General features: G+C 67.7%; 16 protein-coding genes. 10 read left to right on the top strand and 6 right to left on the bottom strand.

Going from position 1 to position 25,223, the window contains the following annotated elements; translation table 11 throughout:
• Positions 1–73: 73 nt before the first annotated feature.
• The 5 genes from ACZ48X_RS08110 (at position 74) to ACZ48X_RS08090 (ending at position 8,415) form a co-directional block, all read left to right on the top strand.
• The gene (locus ACZ48X_RS08110) at positions 74–1,390 is read left to right on the top strand and encodes a nucleotide sugar dehydrogenase (protein WP_336352314.1); all 1,317 of its coding nucleotides are present in this window, start codon (positions 74–76) and stop codon (positions 1,388–1,390) included.
• Positions 1,391–1,623: 233 nt separating this feature from the next.
• Positions 1,624–2,247 carry a DUF7344 domain-containing protein gene (locus tag ACZ48X_RS08105; RefSeq protein ID WP_379762946.1) on the top strand — a complete coding sequence of 208 codons (624 nt, stop codon included), beginning with the start codon at positions 1,624–1,626 and terminating at the stop codon, positions 2,245–2,247.
• 5 nt (positions 2,248–2,252) lie between these two features.
• Positions 2,253–3,908 (top strand): helix-turn-helix transcriptional regulator, encoded by a 1,656-nt coding sequence (locus ACZ48X_RS08100; RefSeq protein ID WP_336352313.1) that lies wholly within the window; start codon positions 2,253–2,255, stop codon positions 3,906–3,908.
• A gap of 875 nt (positions 3,909–4,783) precedes the next feature.
• Entirely contained in the window at positions 4,784–6,601 is a 1,818-nt protein-coding gene (glmS, locus tag ACZ48X_RS08095; RefSeq protein ID WP_336352312.1) for a glutamine--fructose-6-phosphate transaminase (isomerizing), read from the top strand.
• A gap of 185 nt (positions 6,602–6,786) precedes the next feature.
• Positions 6,787–8,415 carry an alkaline phosphatase family protein gene (locus tag ACZ48X_RS08090; protein WP_336352311.1) on the top strand — a complete coding sequence of 543 codons (1,629 nt, stop codon included), beginning with the start codon at positions 6,787–6,789 and terminating at the stop codon, positions 8,413–8,415.
• Between the two features lie 264 nt (positions 8,416–8,679).
• On the opposite strand, the gene ACZ48X_RS08085 is transcribed toward ACZ48X_RS08090, so the two are convergent.
• Positions 8,680–9,387, bottom strand: a complete 708-nt coding sequence (locus ACZ48X_RS08085; RefSeq protein ID WP_336352310.1) for a hypothetical protein — start codon at positions 9,385–9,387, stop codon at positions 8,680–8,682.
• 241 nt (positions 9,388–9,628) lie between these two features.
• Between ACZ48X_RS08085 and ACZ48X_RS08080 the strand changes: the two genes are divergently transcribed.
• Positions 9,629–10,978 (top strand): CapA family protein, encoded by a 1,350-nt coding sequence (locus tag ACZ48X_RS08080; RefSeq protein ID WP_336352309.1) that lies wholly within the window; start codon positions 9,629–9,631, stop codon positions 10,976–10,978.
• A gap of 202 nt (positions 10,979–11,180) precedes the next feature.
• On the opposite strand, the gene ACZ48X_RS08075 is transcribed toward ACZ48X_RS08080, so the two are convergent.
• From ACZ48X_RS08075 to glmM, 3 genes are all read right to left on the bottom strand, one after another.
• Entirely contained in the window at positions 11,181–12,809 is a 1,629-nt protein-coding gene (locus ACZ48X_RS08075; protein ID WP_336352308.1) for a lipopolysaccharide biosynthesis protein, read from the bottom strand.
• A 115-nt stretch (positions 12,810–12,924) separates the two neighbouring features.
• Positions 12,925–14,109, bottom strand: coding sequence for a bifunctional sugar-1-phosphate nucleotidylyltransferase/acetyltransferase (gene glmU, locus ACZ48X_RS08070; protein ID WP_336352307.1), 1,185 nt, complete (start codon positions 14,107–14,109; stop codon positions 12,925–12,927).
• A 716-nt stretch (positions 14,110–14,825) separates the two neighbouring features.
• Positions 14,826–16,178 carry a phosphoglucosamine mutase gene (glmM, locus tag ACZ48X_RS08065; protein ID WP_336352306.1) on the bottom strand — a complete coding sequence of 451 codons (1,353 nt, stop codon included), beginning with the start codon at positions 16,176–16,178 and terminating at the stop codon, positions 14,826–14,828.
• Positions 16,179–16,379: 201 nt separating this feature from the next.
• On the opposite strand from glmM, the gene ACZ48X_RS08060 reads away from it, so the two are divergent.
• The 3 genes from ACZ48X_RS08060 (at position 16,380) to ACZ48X_RS08050 (ending at position 18,575) form a co-directional block, all read left to right on the top strand.
• Positions 16,380–16,673: a PadR family transcriptional regulator gene (locus tag ACZ48X_RS08060; protein WP_336352305.1), complete on the top strand. Its 294-nt coding sequence runs from the start codon at positions 16,380–16,382 to the stop codon at positions 16,671–16,673.
• A 290-nt stretch (positions 16,674–16,963) separates the two neighbouring features.
• Complete coding sequence (locus ACZ48X_RS08055; protein ID WP_336352304.1) at positions 16,964–17,881, top strand: DUF1616 domain-containing protein; 918 nt, start codon at positions 16,964–16,966, stop codon at positions 17,879–17,881.
• Positions 17,882–17,996: 115 nt separating this feature from the next.
• Positions 17,997–18,575, top strand: a complete 579-nt coding sequence (locus ACZ48X_RS08050; protein WP_336352303.1) for a metal-dependent hydrolase — start codon at positions 17,997–17,999, stop codon at positions 18,573–18,575.
• Positions 18,576–19,149: 574 nt separating this feature from the next.
• On the opposite strand, the gene ACZ48X_RS08045 is transcribed toward ACZ48X_RS08050, so the two are convergent.
• On the bottom strand, positions 19,150–20,379 hold the full coding sequence (locus ACZ48X_RS08045; protein WP_336352302.1) for a polysaccharide deacetylase family protein: 1,230 nt from the start codon (positions 20,377–20,379) through the stop codon (positions 19,150–19,152).
• Between the two features lie 406 nt (positions 20,380–20,785).
• Positions 20,786–22,624 carry a hypothetical protein gene (locus ACZ48X_RS08040; RefSeq protein WP_336352301.1) on the bottom strand — a complete coding sequence of 613 codons (1,839 nt, stop codon included), beginning with the start codon at positions 22,622–22,624 and terminating at the stop codon, positions 20,786–20,788.
• Positions 22,625–22,890: 266 nt separating this feature from the next.
• On the opposite strand from ACZ48X_RS08040, the gene ACZ48X_RS08035 reads away from it, so the two are divergent.
• Positions 22,891–25,149, top strand: a complete 2,259-nt coding sequence (locus ACZ48X_RS08035) for a hypothetical protein (RefSeq protein WP_336352300.1) — start codon at positions 22,891–22,893, stop codon at positions 25,147–25,149.
• Positions 25,150–25,223: the final 74 nt, after the last annotated feature.

Raw genomic sequence — 25,223 nt, 5'->3', positions numbered from 1 at the left:
TTCGGCGTGCCGTCCGCACAGCAACTCCCCCAGTTGAATCAGTTCTCGCTCGCTCGCGCGGAGGTGCGTGCGCGTGAGTCAAACCGTCCAGCAGCCAGACGTCGCCTCGAAGACGATCGGGGTCGTCGGCCTCGGATACGTCGGGCTGCCGCTCGCGGTCGCGTTCGACGACGCCGGCCTCGGCGTGGTCGGGTTCGACGTGTCGCGCGAGAAGGTCGACGCGCTCGACGCGGGCGAGGACCCCATCGAGGAGGTCGGCGACGACACCGTCGCGGCGAGCGACGCCGACTTCACGGCCGACCCGTCGACGCTCGTCGACTGTGACCTCGTCGTTCTCACCGTCCCGACGCCCGTCGACGACGTCGGCACGCCCGACTTCTCGTACATCGAGAGTGCGGGCGAGACGGTCGGCGAGCACATGGCGCCGGGGACGACGGTCGTTCTCGAATCGACCGTGTACCCGGGCGCGACCGAGGACGTGCTCGTGCCCGCGCTCGAGGCGGCGTCCGGGCTCGAACTCGGCGACGACTTCGGGGTCGGGTACTCGCCCGAGCGCGTGTCGCCGGGCGACTCGAAGCGCGGCCTCCGCGACGTCACGAAGATCGTGAGCGGCCACAGCGAGGACGCGCGCGAGGAGATTGCGGCCGTCTACGAGGCGGTCGTCGACGCGGGGATTCATCGCGTCGACGAGATCAAGACTGCGGAGGCGGCGAAGGCGATCGAGAACGTCCAGCGCGACATCAACATCGCGCTCGTGAACGAACTCGCGATCGCGTGCGACCACCTGGACGTGGACGCGGAGGCGGTGCTCGAGGCTGCGGGGACGAAGTGGAACTTCCACGACGAGTACCGGCCGGGGCTCGTCGGCGGGCACTGCATCCCCGTGGACCCGCACCTGTTCTCCTACGAGAGCGAGCGACAGGGGTTCGAACCGGACCTCATCGTGCAGGCTCGCGAGATCAACGAGTACATGCCGGCGCACGTCGCGGAGAAGGCGCGGAAGGCGATGAACGACGCGCGGACGGTCCCCGCGGAGACGGACCTGCTCGTGATGGGTGTCGCGTACAAGCCGAACGTCGGCGACATCCGGACGTCGAAGGTGAAGCCGATCGTCGAGGACCTCGCCGAGTACGGCGTCTCCATGACGGTCCACGACCCGTACGCGGCCGACGACGAGATCCGTGACGAGTTCGGCGTCGACGTCGTCTCCGACCCCGACCTCGAAGCGTACGATGGCGTCCTCTTCGGCGTCGGGCACGACGAGTTCCACTCGATCGAGGCTGCGGACCTCGTGAGCGCGCTGAATGGTTCCGGGTTCGTCGTGGACGTGCCTGGCGTGGTGGACGAGGACGCGGCGCACACCGCTGACCTAACCTATCGGAAACTTTGAGCGTTCAAAGGGTTTCGTATCGTTTTCCCTCCTGTTTCAGCTAGTTGTATCTGTTTCCATATGGATTGGAAAATCTTGCCTTCAGAGCCGAAATACTGGGTTTTAGCCGGTAATGGCTCGTTTATGCCCAGAATAGTCCCTCCCGAATCGTGGACGAACGCGATTATATAGCGAAACTGTTGGGATGGCTTTCGGGGTTTATTATCGCTCTCGCAAGTGTGTCGATAGAGACAATGAGTGACGTTGTAGACACCCCCGTGCACGAACTCGACGTTCCCGAAGAGATGCTCCCCGACGGTGAGGACGAGTTCAAGAAGGACGAGATGTTCCACCTCCTCCAGAACCGTCGCCGGCGTGACGTCCTCAGGTACCTCCGCGAGACCGAGGGCGCGGTCCGCATGCGCGACGTCGCAGAGCAGGTCGCCGCGTGGGAGAACGACACCACAGTCCAGCAGCTCTCCTCGGACGAACGCCAGCGCGTCTACATCGGGCTCTACCAGACGCACCTCCCATCGCTCGACGACGAAGGCGTCATCGACTACAACCAGGACCGCGGGTACGTGGAACCCCAGCCGCTCCTCGAGGAACTCGTCCCGTACCTCGACGACCCCGAGGACGCCGACGAGGAGGAGGAGGAGACGGCGGGCGACGCCGACACCGAACGCGACTGGCACCAGTACTACTCCGCGGTCGCCGCCCTCGGCGTCGCCTCCTTCGTCGGCGCCCAGACCGGCGTCCTCGCGGTTTCCAGCGAACTCCTCCTCGCCAGCATGATCGCCCTCCTCGTGCTGGTCGTCGGCGCGAACGCCACCAGTACCAGCGAGCGTTTCGCTGACGGCACCGACGCGGCAGAGTGACCACGATGGAGGCGCAACCGTCCCCGAACGACGAGCGACCGGTGTGGACGCGCGACGCCGTCCGTCGCGCGTTCGCGCTCGCGCTCGTCGTGGTCGTCGGGGTCGCAAGCGCCACCCCCGCTGCGGTGGCCGCAGCCACCCCACAGGACCCGACTCGAACCGCAACGGTCGGGTCGCCCTCGACGCTCGCCGGCACCACCGGCGAGACGACGACGGTGAACCAGTCCACGGCAGCGGTCGAGTCCACGACAGCGAACGGGACGACGGCAGCGACACCGACGATCTCGCGGGTGTCGTTCAGCGGACCCGCGGTCGTCGACTACAACGGTAGCTTCCAGCGGTTGCTCTGGGCGGACGCGAACCATACCGCGACGGTGTCCATCGACACGCCGACGACCGCCCGCGACGACCGCGTCGTCGTGTGTCTCGAACGCGAGAAAGCGTCCGATGAGACGACGACGCAGTCGAACGCCGTCTGCCAGAACGCGACCCTCAGCGGGAACGCGACCACGGTCGCGTTGTCCTCGAACGGCTGGCCGTTCAATCGCACCGGCAAGCAGCCGCTCACCGTCACGCTCCGGAACGACTCCGCAGTCCTCGATCGGACGGAGATGACGGTCGTCGTCGTCGGGAAGCAGGCGGACCTCGACGATGACTCGCTCTCGAACCAGCGCGAGGTGAAGGCCGGGACGAACATGACGGTCTCTGACACCGACGGCGACTCGCTCAGCGACGGCGCCGAGGTGAAGAAGCACGGGACGAACCCGCTCGAGACCGACACCGACGAGGACGGTGCGCGCGACGCACGCGAGGTATCGGTCGGGACCGACCCCACTGACCCCGATACCGACGGCGACGGCATCAGCGACGGCGAGGAACTCGACAAGGGCATGAACCCGCTGACCGTCGACTCGGACGAGGACGGGCTCGCTGACCCGAACGAACTCCGTCTCGGCACGGACCCGACGAACGCGGACACGGACGACGACGGCCTCTCGGACTTCCAGGAGCTCGTGAACGGCACGGACCCGACGCTCGCGGACACGGACGACGACGGTCTGACGGACGCGACGGAACTCGAGGTCGGGACGGACCCGACGGCGTTGGACTCGGACGGTGACTTCCTCGCGGACGGCTTCGAGCGACGGCTCGGGACGAATCCGTCGGACCCGCTGTCGCCGTTCGGGTTCCTGCTCGCGTTCGGCGTCGTCGCGCTGTTCGGTGCGCGGTACGCGTCGCCTCGGATCGACGAGGAAGCGATCCGGGCGCGCCTCGGCTGGCTGGATTCGAACGGCGACCGGAACGTCGACGACGCACCTGCCGGGGACGCGACCCCGACGGCAAGCACGACCGACGCAGGGTCCAACGCGTCGTCGACGGAGCCCGTCCACGACGTTCCGCGACCGGACGCGTCGCCGGACGAGACGACGCCGCCGGTGATGACGGACCAGGAGCGCGTGAAGCAACTCCTCCACGAGCACGGCGGTCGACTCCAGCAGACGACGGTCATCGAGGAGACCGACTGGTCGAAGTCGAAGGTCAGTCGCCTCCTCTCGAAGATGGAGGACGACGGCCAGCTCCGGAAGATCAGCGTCGGCCGTGAGAACCTCATCGCGTACCCAGAGGACGAGAGCGAGGATTCCGCGTCTCCGAGACCCTGAACGCTCGGGGTCGCGTCGCCCGCCTCGTGGGAGACGCCGTTCGAAGGACCGACTCGCCTTCTCGATGCACGACCTCCGACCACACTGGTTCTGGCTCCCTCGTCGATCCGCGCCGGTAGCCACGCACCCGCTCGTCGCCACCGCCACTCGTTCGCGGAACGAACCCGAATCGGCCGAGGGGAATCCAACGCGAGCCACGGAGCCCGGGCACCGCGGTCGCGGAATCCACCCCGTCCGTGAGGATTGGCCGACTCGGTCCGAACCCAGCCGGTCCGTGAGGATTGGTCGAACCGGTCCGAATCCACCCCGTCCGGGTTGGGTCTGTGGGGTGGATGCGAACGCGCGGGCGTCGACGGCGACGGCTGACGCGTCGGCCGCGGCTGTCGGACGCCCGTCATCGGCGCTCCACCGGTTCCCGAAGTTCCCACCGACGGAACCGCGGGTCCGCCGAGTTCACCCCACCCTCAACGCACCACGGGTGGGGGTCGTAGGCGGGCGCCAGCGCGTCTCGCTCGCCCGCGTCCCGGACGAGGGAGGAACCGAGTCAGCGCCTGCGACGCTCGATGAACGATTTGAACGGACCGCTACAACGGAACCCGTGCTCCGGAACGATTCGATGCGGAGCGCGCTCGAACCGCCGAATCCCTTACCGCTCTATTAACAACTGTCTTACCGACTCTATAGTAAACAGGTCGGGAACACAACCCGAGAAGCACACCCGCACCCCATCGCTGGCACAGGCGGGACACAGACCGGATTGATCTACACATGACCGACCATACCCCCCCGGAACGTCACGCTGACGACCGGACGACGATCAGCACGCCCAGCCCCCCGACGACTACCGCAACCGACTCGAACGAGGTGACCGCCTGATGTGTGGCATCATCGCGTGCCTCGGCCCCGACCGGTCAGTCGACCGACTCTTCACCGGCCTCGAGAACCTCGAGTACCGCGGCTACGACTCCGCGGGCGTCGCCATCCAGAACGGACACGGCGTCGAGGTTCACAAGCACTCCGGTCGCGTCAACGAACTCAAGGACGACGACCTCCTCGACAAGCAGTCCTCGCTCGGTATCGGGCACACGCGCTGGAGTACGCACGGCCCGCCGACCGACGAGAACGCTCACCCCCACACCGCCGACGACGGCCGCGTCGCCGTCGTCCACAACGGCATCATCGAGAACTACGACGAACTCCGCACGCGACTCGAAGCCAACGGCCGCGAGTTCACGAGCGATACCGACACCGAGGTCATCCCGCACCTCATCGACGAACGCCTCGACGCCGGCTACGAGCTCGAGAACGCATTCCGCGACACCGTCCAGGAACTCGAGGGTAGTTACGCGATCGCAGCCCTCGTCGAGGACGAGGAGGCGATCTACGCCGCCCGCAAGGGGTCACCGCTCGTCGTCGGTCTCGGCGACGACTCCTACTATCTCGCGAGCGACGTCCCGGCGTTCCTCGACTACACCGACGACGTCATCTACCTCGAGGACGGCGACGTCGCCGTCGTCACCGACGGCAACCTCGAACTCATGGACGTCCACGGGAACTCGGTCTCGCGCGAGGTCACCACGGTCGACTGGGACCCCAGCGAGACCGGGAAGGGCACGTACGACCACTACATGCTCAAGGAGATCAACCACCAGCCGACCGCGCTCGACAACACCATCCAGGGCCGCGCCCTGGCGAGCGACGGACGCGTCGTCCTCGAGGACTTCCCGCCGGGGACGTTCCATGACCACCGAACCGTCCACCTCGTCGGCTGCGGCACGAGCTATCACGCCGCGATGTACGCGGAGAAACTCCTGACCGACGGCGACATCCAGGCGGACGCCTACCGCGCGAGCGAGTACGACCTCCAGGCGGAAGTGACCGACGACACGCTCGTCGTCGGCGTCACGCAATCCGGCGAGACCGCGGACACGCTCTCCGCGCTCCGGAGCGCGAAGGAAAGCGGCGCGACGGTCGTGACCGTCACGAACGTCGTCGGCTCCACCGCCGCGCGCGAAGCCGACAACGCGCTGTTCATCCGCGCCGGCCCCGAGATCGGTGTCGCCGCGACGAAGACGTTCTCGTCGCAGGTCGTGTCCCTCGCACTCCTCAGTCAGTGCATCCTGAGCGACATCGAGGACGCGACCGCGCACGAGAACATCCAGTCGCTCCTGAACTCCCTTCAGGCGCTCCCGGATCACATCGACCGCGTCCTCGAGTCGACGCGCGCCGAAGCGATCGCGCGCCGGTACGCCGACGAGGAGGCGTACTTCTTCATCGGTCGCGGGATGGCGAACGCCGTCGCGAAGGAAGGCGCACTGAAGTTCAAGGAGATCACGTACGAGCACGCCGAAGGGTTCGCCGCGGGCGAACTCAAGCACGGCCCGCTCGCGCTCGTCACCGACCGCACGCCCGTGTTCGCGGTGTTCACCGGGGACGAGGAGCAGGACTCGAAGACGCTGAACAACGCGAGGGAAGCGAAGACGCGCGGCGCACCCGTCATCTCGGTCGCGCCCCCCGACCACGACTCGATCGGCTTCGCGGACGCACACCTCGAGGTCCCGGACACGAACCCGGAGTGGCTCGGGCTCCTCGCGAACGTCCAACTTCAGTTGCTCTCGTACCACGCGGCCGACCAGCTCGACCGTCCGATCGACAAACCCCGGAACCTCGCGAAGAGCGTCACCGTCGAGTGACACTCCGCGCCAGTTAACGGGTGCATCTGGGGCTTTACCGGGTGCCTTTTCTGGACTTACGCATCGGATAGTAAGGTACCTTCCACGCAACCACTGGAACACATGCAACACCGACGCGTTCATCGAACCGATATCGAACCGACAGCCGCCGGCGCAAGCGTGTTCGTCGAGCGCGGTGAGACGAGATGAGCGAGGACGGACTCGACGTCCTCCTCATCGGAATCGACGCGGGCTGCCCGGACGTCTTCGACCGGCTCTCGGAGACGAACTCGATACCGACGCTGGAGACGCTGACCGCGGAGGGGACGAGCGGCTCGCTCGAATCACAGGTCCCGCCGTGGACGCCGTCGGCGTGGCCGTCGCTGTACACGGGCGTGAATCCCGGGAAGCACGGCGTGTTCGGGTTCGTGTCCTACGACGGCTACGACTGGCACGTCAGTAGCGCGGATCACGTCGACGAACGCACGCTCTGGGAGCTCCTCGACGAACAGGGGAAGTCGAGCGTGGTCGTGAACGCGCCCGTGACGTATCCGCCGCCGAGCATCGACGGCGCGATCCTCCCGGGCTTCATCGGGCCGGAGGAACCGCGCTGTCACCCGGAGGGAACGTTCGACGAGGTCCGGGAGGCTCTCGGCGAGTACCGCGTCTACCCCGAGTACGCGCGCGGCGACGACTCGTACTCGGAGGCGGAGAAGATGGACGAGTACGAGACGCTCGTACGGATGCGCGGCGAGGCGTTCCGTTACCTCGCCGGGGAGCACGACCCCGACTTCGGGTTCGTGCAGTTCCAGAAGACGGACACGGTCTTCCACGAGTTCGGTGGCGACTGGGAGAAGGTCCGACGGGTGTACGAGGCGACGGACGACGAGATCCATCAGATTCTCGAGGAGCACGACCCGGATACGGTGTTCGTCGCGAGCGACCACGGCATGGGGAAGTACGAGGGCTACGAGTTCCGCGTGAACGACTACCTCGAGGACGAGGGCGTCGTGGAGACCACGCTCGGCGGGAAGGGCATGCCGTCGTGGAACCCGATCCGGCAGGACCTCCGCGAGGGGAAGGACGTCGACTCGTGGGAGCCGGGCGTGGTCGAGAAGGTGGCGTCCGGTGCGGCGAAGGTCGGCCTCACGGCGAGTCGCATCCGGAAGGCCCTGGAGCGGGTGAATCTCGAGGACGTGGCGCTCCGGTACGCGCCCGCTGACGTGGCGCGCACTGGCAACGAGCAGGTCGACTTCCCGTCGTCCACGGGCTACCTGCGGTCGCGGACTGAACTCGGCGTGCGATTGAACGTCGAGGGCCGCGACCCGTCGGGCGAGGTGTCGCCCGAGGAGTACGACGAGGTGCGCGCGGAGATAATCGAGTCCCTCCGAACCGTCACGGACCCGGACGGGAACCTCGTGTTCGAGGAGGTCGTGCCGCGCGAACGCTACTTCGAGGGCCCGCACACGGACGAGGCGGTCGACATCGTCACGATACCCCGGGACTTCCAGTACTTCCTCTCCGATCAGGTCCGCGGCGAGTACTTCGCGGAGCCGACGGAGTCCTGGAATCACAAGATGGACGGTATCGTCGCGGCGTGGGGCGAGGGCGTGGACGCGAGCGCGGACCTGTCGGACGCGCACCTGTTCGACGTCGCGCCGACGATCCTCGCGGCGCTCGGGATGCCGACGAGCGACCGGATGGACGGCGACGTGCTCCCGGCCGTGGCGTCGACGAACGAGCACTCGTATCGCGAAGTCGAGGCCGCCGGCGAGGAGGCGTCGCCGGAGGCAGCGGTCGAGAACCGTCTGAGCGACCTCGGGTACCTCGAGTAGTTGTCCGGTCGTCGTCGCCGCGCCCCGTCGGTCCTGTTAGCCGGTTGCTGTGTTTCTCTCGCGTGCCACGTCCTCGAGTGACGACATCCGCTGGGTGGTGATGGAGCGGGTGTCGTCTCGGCGTCCGTCGGTGTCTGTTCGTGGCCACGACGACCGGCGCCGTCGCCGAGACGACGCGTCGCTCCTGGACGATGGGTGGTCGAGGGGAGAACGAGTGCGGGTTGGTTGGCTGGTTGGCTGGTCGCGTCGAACCGAGAGCGACCGTCAGTGACGTCGGAGCAGGCCGACGGCGCCCGTCGCGATGACCGAAAGGACGGCCGCGGACGTGCCCGCGGTTCCGTCTGACCCCACGTCAGTCGCCGCGAACGAGAGGTGGGCCATGCCCTTCGCCGGGGTGACCGTCACCTCCAGGTCCTCCCCGGTGGTCGTCGTGTTCGTCGTCTCCGTCGTCGTCGTGGTCGTCGTCGTGGTCGTCGGCTCCGTCGTCGTCGTGGTCGTCGTGGTCGTCGTGGTCGTCGGTTCCGTCGTGGTCGTCGTGGTCGTCGTGGTCGTCGGTTCCGTCGTGGTCGTCGTGGTCGTCGTGGTCGTCGGCTCCGTCGTGGTCGTCGTCGTGGTCGTCGGCTCCGTCGTCGTCTCCGTCGAAGATGTCGATGTCGACGAGGTCGTCGTCTGAGTCGTCCCCGTCGTCTGAGTCGTCCCCGTCGTCTGAGTCGTCCCCGTCGTCTGAGTCGTCCCCGTCGTCGTGGTCGTCTGGCCCTGCGTCGTCGTCTCCGCTGGCGCCGTCGTCGAAGGAACTGTCGTTCCAGTCGCCGTCGTCGTCAGGGTCCCGACCGTCGTAGTCGTCGGCTCGTTCTCCCCCGACCCCGGGTCGTCGGCGCCGCCGACGAGGCCCGCGGGGACGGCCGCCAGCACGACGCCGATCCCCAGGAACAGGATCCCGAGGATCGCGAGGCCTTTCTGGGACCCGCTCATGCCTCACCACTGGAACCCGACGCGCTCGTTCGCGGGCCAGGCCGCCACGACCACGACGGCCGAGAGCATTCCAACGGCCAGCGTGTACTCGATACCTGTTCGTCTTCGTCGTCGAACGTCGATCGCAACTGGTGCATCGATGACTCTATTCGAACCACGATCCGAGCCACCATGTTTATCGGCTCACTAAGAATCTGGAGCGTCTCAGGGGCTTATCTGGCGGGGCGGCGTGGACGTAGGTATGGATTCACGGGACTGGCAAGCCATCGTCGACGACGTTCCGTCGCCGGAACGAACGGTCGACGTTGCCGCTGACGCGTCGGGAGACGCGTGGTCGCTCTTCGCCGCCGGCGACGTGAAGTATCGACACCGGACAGCGACGGACGCACCCGTCGGGACCGCGCTCGCATCGCGAGCGCGTAACGCCGACGTCGCGACCGCGAACCTCGAAGCGCCCGTCGCCGGCTACGGCGAACCCATCGCGAAGTCCGGGCCGACGAACGACACCGACCAAGAGGTCCCCGCGATACTGGACGCCGCCGGGTTCGACTGCGTGACGCTCGCGAACAATCACGCGATGGATTACGGCGCCGACGGCCTGTTCGGGACGATCGCCGAATGCGAGGACTCCGGTCTGACGACCGTCGGCGCTGGCGACACGGAAGACGCCGCGATGATGCCCGTTCGCTTCGACGTGAACGGGACGTCCGTCGCCATCTTCAGCTTCTGCGAGCGCGAGTTCGGGACCGCGGACGCGGATGCGCCCGGGACTGCGTGGCTCCACCATCCCGAAACGCTGGAGCGCGTTCGCTCGACGGAAGCGGACGTCGTGGTCGTGAACGCGCACGGCGGCGTCGAGTTCGTGCCCGTACCGCCGCGCCACCATCGGCGGCGACTGCGGGAGCTCGTGGACGCGGGCGCGGACCTCGTGGTCGGCCACCACCCGCACGTCCCGCAGGGCTGGGAGGTGTACGACGACGCGCCGATCTTCTACAGTCTCGGGAACTTCCTGTTCCCGATGCCCGACCGCCCGAGCACGCAGTCCGGGCTCGCGATCGACGTCACGTTCGCGGACGACGCCGTCAGCGAGGTGACGTTGATACCGACGGAGACCGTCGACGACACGGTCCTCGCGGCCGGCGATCGGTTCGACGCGGACGAACGCCTGTCGTACGTCCATCGGCTCGCCGAGGTCACCGCGGACAGCGAGACGCACCGCGCGTTCTGGCAGAGCGTCGCCGTGGACGTGTTCCAGCAGCGGTACACGCGCTGGCTCCGACGGGCGGTCGCCGGCGACTTCGTCTCCCAGCTCACCACGCCAAGCCAGCACGTCGACCGGGACGTCATCTGGGACGCCGACGCGCGAGGCCCGCAGATGCTCGCGCTCCTGAACCTCCTCCGGAACCGCTCGCATCGCTCGCTCATGGAGACCGCGCTCGAGGTGCAGACCGGAAAGCGCGAAGACCGCCGCACGGAGCCCGTTACCCGCGAGGCGCGCGCGCTCCTCGCGGAGACCGAGGACGAACCCGTCAACGACCGGAAGTCGCCCGTCCGCGAGACGCTCGGTGCGGCACTGAGCAAGCTCTCGTAGCGCGCCCTGGCGCGCACGCACCGCTCCTCGACCGTTCTCGTCGCGGTCCGCTCGCCGTATCCCGATTTAAGACGATTCAAACAAGCGAAACTCGGGAGCGACGGGACCGGTCCGCGCTTCGGGTGCGGGTGGTTGCTGGGATGCCGTCGAGACTCGGTTCCGAGGGCGGGTCGAAGCGACGAATACCGCCTCTCCTGAGCGCTCAGACGTTCGCCATCGCGACGATACCGAGGACGACGAGCGCGAGCCCGACGAGCACGAGCAGGCGTTGCGTGCGCGCGGCGAGCGGGACGCCGCCGTCGCTCCGGAACGCCTTCCGACTCCCGATGGAGCCGTCGATCGAGCGACCGTCGCCACCGAGCGGTCCCGGGAGGGAGTCCAGGAAGTCCGAGAGCTCCTCGACGTCGACCGCGCCCGAGACGAGCGCCGCGGCGGCGAACACGACGAACCCGACGACGGGAATGATGACCAGTTCGAGGACGTCGTTCTCGATGATGCTCGGGAGGAGGTAGATCGGGACGGCAGCGATGACGGTCGTCACCGCGATCCGGACCGGCCGGAGGTCGTTCAGCGGGTCGTACCCGAGTTCGCGGGCCGCGTACGCGTTGAATAGCGGGAGGCTCGCGTACCCGATCGTGGTCGCGAGCGCCGCGCCCGCGGCACCGTACATCGGAATGAGGTTGAGGTTCAGTGCGAAGTTCAGGGTCGCGGACGCCCACGTCGCCGCGATCAGCGTCTTCACGTCGCCTTTCGCGTGACTGATCGCGAGCAGTGGGCGCGCGACCGCGAACCCGACGGTCCCCGGGAGCAAGAGCAGCAGCGGCGTGACCGCGGGCGTCATCTGCTCGCCGAGGTACAGCGGAACGAACGTGGACGCGAGCGCTGCCATTCCCATCGCGAGCAGGAGCGTGAGCAGGAGGACGTACCGCGTCGTCCGCGACGCCAGGTCCGTGATGCGGCCAAGGCGGCCCTGCTCCCAGAGGTCCGACGTCGACTGGATCATGACGCCCTGCACGGACCGCGGGAGGATCCAGAGGAACTGGACGAGCACGAGCGCGGCCTTGTAGTACCCGACGATCTCGCTCGACGCCGCCGACTCCAGCATCAGGACGTCGATGTGGTACAGGGACGTCAGGAGGAAGACGTACGCGATCGTCTCGTGGTTGAAACTGAACAGCTCCGAGTCCGGGAACCGCGACGGTGTCGACCCCGTGACCTTCTCGAGGGACAGGTGCTTCCGGACGACGTAGAGGCCGACCGCGACCGCGACGAGGCTCGCCGCGACCTGCGCGACGATGATGCCCGGGACGCCGAACCCGAGCGCGGCGAGCGCAACGGCGATCACGCCGAACACGACGCGGTAGAGGACCGTCAGTGGCTCCGAGACGTGCTCGAGCTTGAGGCCCATGAGCGTCCGACGGACGTACTCGCGGTACTGGACGGCGAGCGCCATCCCGCCGAGGAGGTAGAAGTACGGCGTGTACTTCTCGCCCCAGAGCATGGCGACGAGCCCGAGGTGTGCGGCGACCGCGAACCCGATCGCGGCGAGAACCGCGAGCAGCGTCGCCAGCCGGAAGTAGTACCCGAACACGTGATCCTTCCAGTTCGGCATCGACCGCTGCTCTGCGATGTACTTCTTCACACCGCTGTTCGTCCCCGAACTCATGAAGACCGTGAGGAGCGCGAACACGCTCATGATCGTCGCGTACTCACCGTACGTGCCCACGCCGAGGTAGTGGATGAGTAGCGGCGTGATCGCAGCCGTCACTACCAGTCCGACGAGCCGGCTTCCGACCGTCGAGAGGAACGCCGTGACGATGCTCCTGCTCATCTCGTGAGGGGCGGACTCGAGAGTTCGGTTCGTTCGGCCCGGCGACGTCGGACGGTGGAGCCCGCACCAGGGTGGTGGTTCGCGCCGGGCGTGGCGCGCACGCTACGTGTCCGGCCTACCATCGGTCGCGCGTGAGTGTCTCGCCGGGCGTGGTGGTCGCGCCGACGCCGAGCGTGACGCCGGCGTTCAGGCTCGTGTCGATTCCAGTGGCGGCGTCGTCGCCCGCGACCACGCCGAACTTCCGGCGTCCCGTGGACACGCGCTCGCCTTTCGTCGTGAGCTTCACGTCCGCGTCGTCGTGCCGGAGGTTCGCGACGACCGTGCCCGCGCCGAAGTTCACGTTCCGGCCGAGGACGCTGTCGCCGAGGTACGAGAGGTGTGCGACGCTCGAATCCTTCCCGACGATGCTGTTCTTCACTTCGACGGCGTTCCCGACGGTCGCACCTTCGTCGATGAGGGTCGCGCCGCGAACGTACGCGTTCGGGCCGACGGTCGCCCCTTCGCGCACCAGCGCGGGTCCCTCGATGAGGGTCCCGGCCTTCACTGTCGCACCGTCTTCGACGACGACGTCGCCTTCGAGGGTCGCGTCGTCGCTCACGTCGCCGTCGACGCGACGGTCGAGGGTCGCGACGTAGCGTTCGTTCGCCTCCAGTAGCTCCCACGGGTGGCCGACGTCCAGCCACTCGTCGACCTCCACTGGCGTCACCGCGAACTCGTCGATGACGCGCTCGAGGACGTCCGTGAGCTCTTTCTCGCCGCGCTCGGTCTCCGGGACGTCCAGCCAACCGGTGGCTTCCTCGGGGAACACGTACGCGCCGGCGTTCACGAGGTTCCCCGGTGGGTCGTCGGGCTTCTCGACGACGTCCGTCACCGCGCCGTCCTCGGTGTCGAGCACGCCGTACGCGGTCGGGTCGTCGGCGCGATAGGAGAGGATTGCGGGCCGGGCGTCGAAGAGTTCCTGGACGCTCGTCGGGTCGAAGTAGCCGTCGCCGTTCAGGACCGCGAACGGGCCGTCCAGGTGGTCGGCTGCAGCCTTGACGGCGTGGGCGGTCCCGCGCTGTTCGGTCTGTTCGGCGTACTTGACCGGCGTCCCCCGGTAGCTGTCGCCGAAGTGCTCGCGGACGTCGTCGCCCTCGTACCCGACGACGAGCACGAGTTCGTCGGCGCCGGCGTCCACCGCCGACGCCATCGTGCGCTCGACGAGCGGGCCGTCTCCGACGGGGAGCATCGGCTTCGCTTGCGTTCGCGAGAGCGGCCTGATTCGTGTGCCTTCGCCAGCTGCGAGAACCACTGCTTGCATCGTCCCTCCGTTCGCTCCCGGGGCCTTTTATTATCGAGCCGATAACGAGCCGCCTCGAGCGGTTCCCGCTCCGGAACCTGACAGGGGAGTGCCTAAATCGACACGACGGGCGCCCGCCGTCGTTCGAATCTCGGCCGTGCACGACGCCCGGGACCACGGGCGGTCGCCGGCGCCCGCGCTCCCCTCTCGGAACGCGAGCTCGGGCGCAGCGTCTGGCAGCCACGGAGACACGCTCCGCGCTATGCGGACACCGGAAGCGTGCGTCCGGGGGTGCGGTCACCGGTCGTCCCGTGCCCGGTCGACCCGCCGTCCCGTACGTCCTCCGGGCGGTCGATGGTGCGTGCTCGGGGCGGTCGACGGTACGTGCTACGGACAGTCGGCCGACGCCTCCCTTCTCGCAACTCGCGATCGGGCGACGAGCAAAAGAACCGGGTGGGATGGGAGTGGGGGTGGGGGGTGGGGGGTTTGATACGATGGGTGACCGACCCGGAGCCAGCGTCGTCGATCACCACGGTGCCAGGCCAACGTCCGTGCTAGGTCGGACGTAGCCAGCCGTCGAGGGCTTTCACCTCACCGGTCTGCACCGGTACTTACACCCAGTGGCGAAGGGACCATTATTATCCGCCGGATAAACCACGTTCGAGACGGTTTCGAGCGGCGAAACCGTCGGAACCGACCGACACGGTTTCGACCCCGGCACGTGGCGACTGGCGCACTCAGTCCATGGACTGCTCCGGGGGCGCGGCGGTCTCCACGGCTGCGACCGCGTCCGTCACAAGGTCGTGCGCGCGCTCGAAGAGCTCGTCCGCGCGCGCCTCGGTCCGGGATTCGGCGGTGACGCGAACGAGCGGTTGCGTGCCGCTCGGCCGCACGAGGAACCAGCCGTCGCCGACGTCGACGCGCACGCCGTCGCTGTCGTCCACGTCGTCGTACGCGTCGTGGAGTCGGTCGGCGACGGCGTCCATCGCGCGCGCCTTCTCGTCGGTCTCCACGCTCGCGCGCCGCAGCGGGTACGCGTCGATGACGTCGAGGAGCGCGTCGAGCGACCCGGCGTCGGCGACGAGTTCGACGAGCTTCACCGCGGCGAGCGGGCCGTCCGGGCAGAGCGTCTCGTCGGGCCAGATCCACGCACCGCTTGGTTCACCGCCGAACGCGACGTCCGGCGCCGTCGCGGCCTCCGCGACGAACACGTCGCCGACGCGCGTACGTTCCACGCTCGCACCGAACTCGGCGAGCGCGTCGTCGACCGCCATGCTCGTGTTCAGCGGGGCGGCAACCCGGTCGCCGTCGCTCGCCACCGCACTCGCGAACACCGCGAGGAGGACGTCGCCGTCGACGAACGTCCCGTCGCTCGTCACCGCCATCATGCGGTCCGCGTCCCCGTCGTGCGCGATCCCGAGGTCCGCGCGCGCCGCGACCAGGTCCTGGAGGGCGCCGCAGTGCTCGGCGGTCGGCTCGCTCTCCCGACCCGGGAACCGCCCGTCGGGCTGCGCGTTCAGCGTCTCCACGGTACAGCCGAGTTCGTCGAGCACGGTACAGGTCACGCCACCCGTCCCGTTCCCGACGTCCACGATCACGTCCAGGTCCGCGTCGATGCTGCGCCCATCGACGAGTTCGGACGCGTGTGCGCGCGCTGCGTGCTCGTCACGCTCGTACTGGCCGACGTCGTCGTAGGCGCCCTCGACGTAGTCGCCCTCGCGGACGATACGCTCGATCTCCGCGCGCTGGGTGGCGTCGAACGCCTGCCCGCTCGGATTCCAGAGCTTGATGCCGTTGTCCGGCGCCGGATTGTGGGACGCCGTCACCACCACGCCCACGTCCGCGTCGTGTCGCGCGACGCTGCGCGCGACCGTCGGCGTCGCCGCCTCGCCGACGTCCACGACGTCCACGCCGCCCTCGCGGAGCCCCGCCATCATCGCGCCCTTCAGCGGTTCACCGCTCTCGCGTGCGTCCCGGCCCACGACCGCGCGCCCCGCACCCGTCGCGGCGACCGCCCGGCCGATCGACAGCGCCGTCTCCGTCGTCACGTCCGATCCGTACTCACCGCGGATCCCGCTCGTTCCGAACATGGCTCGACGAACGGCCCGCTATGGCATTAGTATTGGAGGCATAAACCGCGAGCAATGCCGCGGGCGAGCGGTCTTCCGCGGGTCCGAGCGTCCCGCATCGAACGTGTGGGATATTGCGAAGGTTTCGGGGTTTACTTATCGAGTAGGACGCACAACGACTATCTGGATATTTGTGGTACCGGGACGCATCCTTGCGTAGAGATGAGAACCGACCTGACAAGCTTCCAGTACAACATCCTCGTCATCCTCACGAGCCTCGACGAGGTGAGCGGCAGGCACCTCAAACAGGAACTGGAGGAATCCGTCGAGAGCCCGCTCCCACACGGACGCCTCTATCGGAACCTCGACACGCTCGTCGACAAGCACCTCGTTGACAAGGGCACGATCGACGGTCGCACGAACGCCTACGCCATCACCGAGCAGGGTGAGGACGCGATCCGCGAGCGCCTCCAGTGGGAGCGCGAGCACGTCGAGACCGAACTCGCGTCCTCCTGACGCGCTCCCGTCGTCGTGACGCGCTGCCACGTCGTCCCGCGCTCCCGGCGTCGTGACGCGCTGCCACGTCGTCCCGCGCTCCGCGACCGCAGACGACTCGTGCGGCACCGGCACCGATAGGTGCGGTCGACGGTCGCTGCGGCCGGTTTTCGGCGCTCGTTTCCTCGCGCACCCGGGGGGCAGCGGACCGACAGCGCACGCCCGTCGACGTCCGCCACAGTGCTTAGTCATCAGCAACGCGCCCTTAGCGTCCCGGTAATAAACTACGTCGACGAGCTAGGGTCGTGCAGATGACTCGGACGATTCGCTGGCTCCTCGACGTCCTCGCCGTTCTCGTGCTCACAGTAGGCGCCGCGCTCGCCGTCCACGGCGCGGTCCCCGGTGTTCGCGTCGCCGCGACCGCTCTCCTCGTCCTGTTCCTGCCGGGGTACGCGGTCTCCGTCGCGCTGTTCCCGCGAGCCCACGACCCCGACGCCGACCCGTCCGTCGGCCGGTCGATGGTCGAGCGACTCGGCGCCTCGACCGCGCTCAGTCTCGGCCTCGTCGCGTTCGTCGCGCTCGCCGTGAACTTCACGCCGTACGGGATCACGCGCACGTCGATACTCGGTGGCGTCGTCGCGCTCACGCTCGCGTTCGCTCTCGCCGGGTTCGTTCGGCGAGCGATGCTCGACCCGGACGAGCGGTACGCGCCGACGTTCCCGGTCAGCGCGCTCATGTTCACGAACGACCACAGCTGGGGTGCGGACTCGCACACGACCACGTACAACCTCGCGGTCGGCCTGAGCCTCGTTCTCGTGGTCGGGAGCGCCGGGTTCGCGGCCTGGCACGGGCCGTCGACCGCGCAATACACGGAGTTCTCGGTCGTGAAAGGCGACCAGACCGTGGCGGAAGCGGCGGTGCTCGACGACGGCGAACCCCTGGAAGTCCGCCTCGAGAACCACGAGGGCGAATCCCAGGAGTACACCGCGGTGGTGGTCGCGCAACGCGTCAGCGAGGGCTCGGACGGCGCGGTACAGGTCCGGGGGCAGCGCGTGCTCGCGACCGAGACGCTATCGGCTGGCGACGGCGAGACGGCGAGCGAGACGTTCCAGGTGTCGCCGCCGAGCGGCGACGACATCGAAGTCGCGGTCCTCCTCTACAGGGGAGCGCCGCCGTCGACGCCGTCGCGCGAGACCGCCTACCGCGTCCTGACGCTCGAGGTGGCGTGATGTGTCGCCGATCTCGGTGCGGGCCTACGGCGGCCGAGCGGGCGACGCCAGCGACCACCGCGCTGGGTGCGTCGAGCAGTCGTCGTGAACGCGCCTGTCGGGGTGCTCGCGGCTGATGTGGCCGTGGGAGCACCTCGGTTTCGCGTACGTCCTCTACTCGATCGTGTCGCGGGTCGCGTTCGGCGAGTCACCGCGCGGCGACGGCGTCCTCGTCGTCGCGTTCGCGTCGCTCCTCCCTGACCTCGTCGACAAGCCACTCTCGTGGACGCTGGAGGTCACAGAGACGGGGTACTCGGTCGCGCACTCCGCGTTCGTCGCGCCGCTCCTCGTCGGTATCGTCGTCGCGGTCGCCGGCAACGAGAACCGACCGCGTCTCGCGGCCGCGTTCGTCGTCGGCTACCTCTCGCACCTCGTCGGGGACGTCGTCTATCCCGCCATCCGCGGCGGCGAACTCGCCGTGCACGCGGTCCTGTGGCCGGTCGTCGTCGGCGAACCCGGGAACTACGGCGGCCTCCTTCAGACGTTCAACCAGTACTTCTCGCGGTTCCTCCACGAGGTCGCGTCCGGCGAACTCTCGGCCGTCCTCGTCTTCGAGCTCGCGCTCGTCTCGTTCACCGCGCTCGTCTGGGCGCTCGACGGGTTCCCCGTCCTCCGCGAACTCTACCGGTCGGTCGCCGACCACCTGTGGAACTAGCGTCGGTCGACGCCCATCCGACTCGTGGTGCGTCTCGCGGATAGCGCTGGTGCGCACCCCTGAGTGAGTCGCGCTCCCGGCCCGCTCGAATGCGACCGCCACCCTGCGTGGCGACCGACGGGTGCTCGCAGCCCAATGCCGAGCGACGACGCGCGCCTCCGCGTGCCGAGCGCCGGGATGGAGAGGTCCCTCGGCTCGCTCGGTCTCTCACGACGATTCGGAGCACCAGCGGCCTCGGTCGGAGCGAGCGCGACCCCACCGTCCGTCGAAACGCTAGCAAGCAGTGCGCGTCGACCAGCGGATTGTCGACCAACGGAGCGTCGACCAGCGGGTCGTCGACCAACGGAGCGTCGACCAGCGGGCCGTCGACCGCACGTCCGTGGAGGCGGGCGCGTCGACGGTGACGTCGCTCGAGGACGGGTTGCGCTGCTGGTGGTCGCGGCGACGGGGAATGACAGAAGGAATCAGCGGCGGCCGCACGGACGCTCGCGGAAGCGATCCAGGTAACGCGAGCACGACCAGACCGTCGGCGTGTCGACCGAGCTGTCGGTCACGCAGCTCGTTCGAGGTGCGCTCACCAATGCTGGCTCTTCTTCTGAAACTTCTTCTTGACTTGCGACAGCGTGATCGGCTTCACGTTCGCCTGGTTCAGGTACTCCGCGAACTCCGCGAACTCGTCGCTCGTCACGTCGAACTTCCCGCCACGGTCGATCCCGTGGAACGTGATGATCTCCAGGTCGTTGTACAGGTGCGCGAGGTCGACCATCGACTTCGCCTTCTCGATGTGGCGGCCGTCACCGCGCGAGATCGTCATCGGGTCCGTGATGTAGCCGTTCGCGGCGTTCCGCGTGCTGAAGAACCCGAAGCCCATGTCGTGGTACTTCTCCACGAAACTCAGCAGGTTGTTGTCGTACAGCCCGTAGGGATACACGAAGTTCTGTGCGCCCGTCTCGAACCCGTTCTCCACTAGCCACTCCTTCGCGTTCACGACCTCGCGTTCCGCCTCGAGGCGGGACGCGTTCAGGAGGTTCGCGTGGGTCGCCGAGTGCGACGCCATCTCCCAGCCAGCCTGCTTCATCTCCTTCATCTGATCGAGGGAGAGGAACCCGTCGTCGCCGACGTGGTCCGTGACGATCGCGGACGTCGCCGGGATGTCGTACTGCTTCAGGATCTCGAAGCCCTTCGTGTAGTCGGACTCCTGCGCGTCGTCGAACACGACCGCGACGTAGCCCTTGTCGGGCGTCGGCACGGTCTTCAGGTCGTCGATGCGGACACTCCCGCCGTCACCGCCGCCGCGCATACGGATGCGGATCTTCGTGACGTTCGAGAGGTCCGGGAGGCCGCTGACGCCGGTCGCGCCCATGTCCAGCCGATGCCAGAATCCGCTCGTTGACGCGCGAACGGACTCTGCGAGAACGACCTCGTTCGACTGGTTCTCGTTGATGAGGCGGACGTCGAGGACCGCGTGCTCCTCCGTGTTGAGGTTCACGGCGAGCGAGAGGTTCGCCTTGGCCGCGTTCAGGTCCACGGCCCGCTCGATGACGGGTTCCGGCCCGGTGCGTTTCAGGGCCGCGGACTGACTTCCCTCGTACGCGTCCTCCTTCATGGGTTCGAGCCGGCCCTTCTTGACGTCCCACTTCGAGAGATCCTCGAAGTCGTCGATCAGGCCTTTCGGCTCCTTGGACGTCGTGGTCTCTTCGTTCGTCGTGGAGTCGGAGGGCTCGGTCCCGACCGTCGTCGTGGACTCATCGGACGTGTTCGGATCGGTCTCGTCGTCCGTCGAGCTGCCACCTATCGTGTCCATGCAACCGGCCAGGCCCGTCGCGGCACCCAGACCGAGTGCTTTCAGTGTTCTGCGTCGGGATCTGTCGCTTGGCATCATCCAGTCGTAGTCGACCCACATTCAATATTATCGGCCAGGTAAGGGTCGTGGTGGGCGGACTCGACGACCGTTTCGCTATCGAGCGGTCACATTGTGACGACGCGAACGCCCCAGGGACCGTCCCACGCCCTGCGTGATGGGTCTCGCGGTCGAGAGCCCCGAACGCTATCGATATCGAGAGTATCCCGCTGACACTTCGATCCGGTTAACGGCGAAATCGAGTCCTTATCCTGGCCGTAAGCGACCTGGAACTGCGGTTCGCTGACGAGACGGTGCCGAACGCACGCCCCGCGACCCGGCGCGTCGTCGCGACTCCTCGACGGTCGCTCTAGAGGCGACGGCCGATCCAGTCGAGGAGCTTCTGGGTGTCCCAGGTCGCGCTCGCGAGATCACCGCGGAACTCGATCTGGGGGACGTACTCGAGGCCCGCGTCGGTCGCCGCGATCCGCGTGTCGCGGAGTTCGTCTTCCCACTCGCCGACGCCGGCGAGCGCCGGAATCCACGCGGAGTTCCGGACGTCGTTCCGTTCGAGGACGTTCACCGCCTCCTCGTACGTGTGCCACTCGAAGTCGCCCTGCTGTTCGAAGCAGTACTCGAAGAAGCTCCAGTACTCGTCCCAGTCGTTCTGGTCCCAGACGCCGAGCGCGAGCTGCGCGAGTCGGACCTCGCCCGGGACCGTGTTCAGGCGATGGTCGTCGTCGTACGCGATGCAGCGGAACTCGACGTTCAGGTCGCCGGACGCGACGTAGGCGTCGTGGATCTCGGGGAGATTCCCGAGCGCGAACTCGCGCGTGTTCGGGTACACGAAGTTCCCGTACACGGTGAGCGTCGGGTTCTCGGAGTCCGTCCCCATCACGGGGTACGTGAGTTCGCTCGCGTTCCCAGGGATGGGCGCGTTCGCCAGCGACGCCTCGCCGTCATCGCTCCCGTCGTCGCCGCCGAACGACGGCCGCGGGCACGAGTCACCCGTGGTGACGCCCGAGACGTCCGCCTCACCGACGACCTCGTCGCCAGAGACCGTGATGTTCGTGTTCGAAACGTCGTTGCTGCTGCCGTCGAACCAGATGCCGTCCGGACCCGACCACTGGATGCAGGAGTCCCGGACGGTGACATCGCTGCGGTACGAGAGCACCGCCGGATAGTAGTTCTCGCCGCCCGTGATGGACGTGCTCGCTATCTCCGTCGTCGTCGCCGACCCGGGCGGGGTATCGAGGAAGATGCCGGGCGCGGTCCGCGTCCCGCCGGAGCCGTTCGTCGTGAAGTCCGACCCGATGTGGATCCGGGAGTCCTCGACGACGAGCGTCCCGCCGTTGTCCGCCGCGACGATCGCGCCGCTCCCGCGTCCCTTCGTCATCGAGACGTCGGTGTTCGTGACCGTCACCGGCCCGACCCCGTTCGAGACGCGGATGCCGACGTTCGGTTCCGCGCCGTCCGGGTCGTCCACGACGACCGCCGCGTCGTCGACGTAACTCCCGGCGCCGCCGAGTCGGATCTGCGAGCGGTCGTTGTTCTTGTACAGTCCGCCCTCGATCTGGACTGCACCCGTCGCCCAGGACCCGTAGAGCCCGTTGTTCCCGTATCCCGCGACCCGACAGTTCCGGAACTTTGCCGTCCCTTCGCCGTCGACGTACACGGCGACCGGGCCGTCGGGAATCGACCCGTCCGTGAGTTCGAGGTTCTCGACGAGCGCCGAACTACCCGACTCGTACGTCCGGAACCCGAACGCGGTCTGGTCGCCGTCCTGCGAGCCCTCCTTCACGACGTCCTTCACGACGAGTCCGTCGTAGGTTCCGAACTCCACGGACGGCGAGACACCGTCGACCGTGTGGTCGAGCGTGAAGTTCTCGAAGAGGACGTTACGAGTGCTCGAACCCGCTATCCAGTACTCCTCGCCGTGGTTCTCGTCCGCGACGAGGACGACGTCGTCGTCGAGCCCGCGCATCCCGAAGTTCGTCAGACCGTAGAGACTGATCTGGTTGATCTTGAACCGACCGCTCGGGAACTCGACGAGCGTGTCGTCGCCCTTGACGGACGCGAAGACGTCGTCGATCGGTTCCTCCCCGGTCGGGTCTGCCCCCGCTTCGACGATGTCAACGACCCTGTCGTACCGCCCGTCGCTCCCGGTCACGGTCCCCGCGGCAGCCGTCGTGGCAGCGGCGCCACACATGCCCGCGAGAACTGTCCGCCTTCCGATGCGACCTCCTGACCCTGACTGCTCAGACATCACCATCACTCCACCTGCGGCGCACCCTTCAAACCAGACAGTCGTTGCTGTTTCTTGCGATTTGTTCGCGGTTCCGTGAACGTTCGGGACTGTTTCGACGCCGCGAAACCGACTCAAGTCCGGTCCACGAGGTGTTAGTTCGCCGGTAACCGCCCGACCCGGAGTTAGCTGGCGGGTAATAAGGAGGCCCCGAGCCGGTACGTTCGACAATGAGTTCCTCGTTCCACGGCCGCATCGCGTCGCGGATACGCAACCGCCCGTTCGATCGGGACGTGGCGATCCTCGGCCTGATCGGCGGTTTCTGTCTCCTCCCGCTCCGGTTCGTTCTCTCGCACCTGTTCGCGGAGACCCTCCCCATCGTCATCATCCTCGCGAGCGCCATCTACTTGCTCGCGTACCGGAACGCCACCGGCCGCGGCGAAGGCGGCATCGGGCACGCGCTCCCGACGATACCGCGGCCAGCGACGCGGTTCATGCCCGCGTTCACGTTCGGAACCGTCGCCGTCATGATCCTGCTCGCGACGCTCCAGGGCACGCGCTCCCCGGCGTTCTACGCGTTCGGCGCCGTCGGCGGGACGCTCGTCCTCTCGCAGATATTCTTCGGAGCGGACGACGACGTCGTCCCCGGACTCGTCCTCCTCCAGATCCTCGTGCTCGGCGCGACCATCCGGTTCGCCGCGCTGTTCACGACCGCGGGCTTCGTGGGAATCGACATCTGGACGCACCTCTCGAAGCTCGCGGTCGACCTCAAGGAGACCGGGAGTCTGGAGGCGATGCGCGATCACGCGTCGCGTGGCGCGAAGTACTACGCGTCACCCCTGTACCACCTGCTCGTGGTGTCCGCGTCGTTGTTCGGCGGTCTCGCGCTCGAGTCCGCGCTCCACCTGACCGTCGGCGTCGGCCTCCTCGGCGTCCTCCTGCTCGTGTACGAGACCGCAAACCGCGCGGTCCCGGCACGGTGGGCGCTCGCCGCCACCGCGCTGTTCGCGTTCAGCGACCACGCGATCAAGTGGAGCATCCACCTCATCCCGACGAGTCTCGGCCTCCTGTTCTTCCTCGCGGGCTTCTACTACTTCGTGCGCGTCCTCCAGGGCCGCGGCGTCCGGGACGTCGCGCTCCTCGTGTTCTTCATCGTCGCACTCACGCTCTCCCATCAGGTGTCGGCGTTCATCATGCTCGTCACCATCGGAACGGCCGCGGTCGTCCAGTACGTCGTGACGAGCGACTTCCTCTATCCGGACGTTCGCGCACGCGACCTCTCCGGGCTGTTCGTGTTCCAGGTCGGGCTCCTCACGCTCGTCTGGAGCGTCACGCCGTACAAGGGCGGGACGTTCACGACGGTGATGCTCGAGAAGCTCCGGACGACGCTCGTCGAGTCCGCGGGCCTGTTCAACCTCCAGTCCACGCCGACCTCGGGCGGGGCGGCGATCGGGCGGAACACGACGCTCGTCGATCGACTCATCCCGTACATCGACGTGCTCGGGTTCATGCTCCTGCTCGGCATCACGTTCATCGGGTGCCTGTACGCGCTGCGCTCGGAGCGCACGACGCTCGCACGCCTTCTCTTGATCTTCGTGTCCGCGATCATGATCGCGTTCGCGTTGTTCCTCCCGATCATGGGCGTCGGGTTGTTCCTCCCGGGACGCTGGTTCGCGTTCATGTTCCTCCCGATGGCCGCCCTCGGCGCGCTCGGCCTCGGGTTCATCGCGCGGAATCTCAACCCGACCGCCGTCACCGCGGTCCTCCTCCTGCTCGCGCTCGCGTACCCGGCGGGGATGCTGGTGTCGACGGACGCGACGATCGACTCGCCAGTGTTCGACCACGACCAGCCGCGGTTCTCGTACACGGAACCCGAACTGGAGGCGGTCTCGCACTTCGATCGCGTGATCGACGAGGACCGGCCGGTGTACACCGACCTGCCGTACGCGGAGGTGTACCGGCGGACGGAAGCGAACCCGCGGGCGACGATGATGGCGGTGAACCCGAACACGTCCGCGACCCCCGACGACCTCGTCATCTACCGCGAGTACCAGACCCAGGGTGCGCCGATCGTCGACGTCGGCCAGCACTCGGCGCTCTACCCGGTGGACCAGCACGACGTCTGTGGACCCGAGCGCAGCACGCTCTACGACAACGGACAGGTGACGATGTGTTACGGTGACGACCCCGACGCCGTCCCGGACGACGGCGGCGACGGGTCTGATGGCGGCGACGGGTCCGATGGCGGCGACGGGTCCGATGGCGGCGACGGGTCCGATGGCGGCGACGGGTCCGATGGCGGCGACGGGTCTGACTCCGGTGAGGGGTCGAGTTCGGTCGACGACGCCCAGCGCGTCGAACAGTCCGACGGCGCCAGCGAGTTCGAGTCGTTCACGACCACGGCTGCCGTCACCGCGCACGGTGACTGGACGACGCTCGACCGGCTCCTGCGCGTGAACGGCTCGCTCGCTGCCGACGGCCGCAGCTGACGGGCGTCGGTGACCGCGCCCCCACTCCGTTCTCGTGTGTCGAACGCGCTCGCAGACCGATCTGGTCGGCGTGA

Source organism: Halorubellus litoreus, assembly GCF_055378595.1.
Note: the sequence above shows the minus strand (reverse complement) of the source record. Positions and strands in the feature narration are given on the sequence as shown.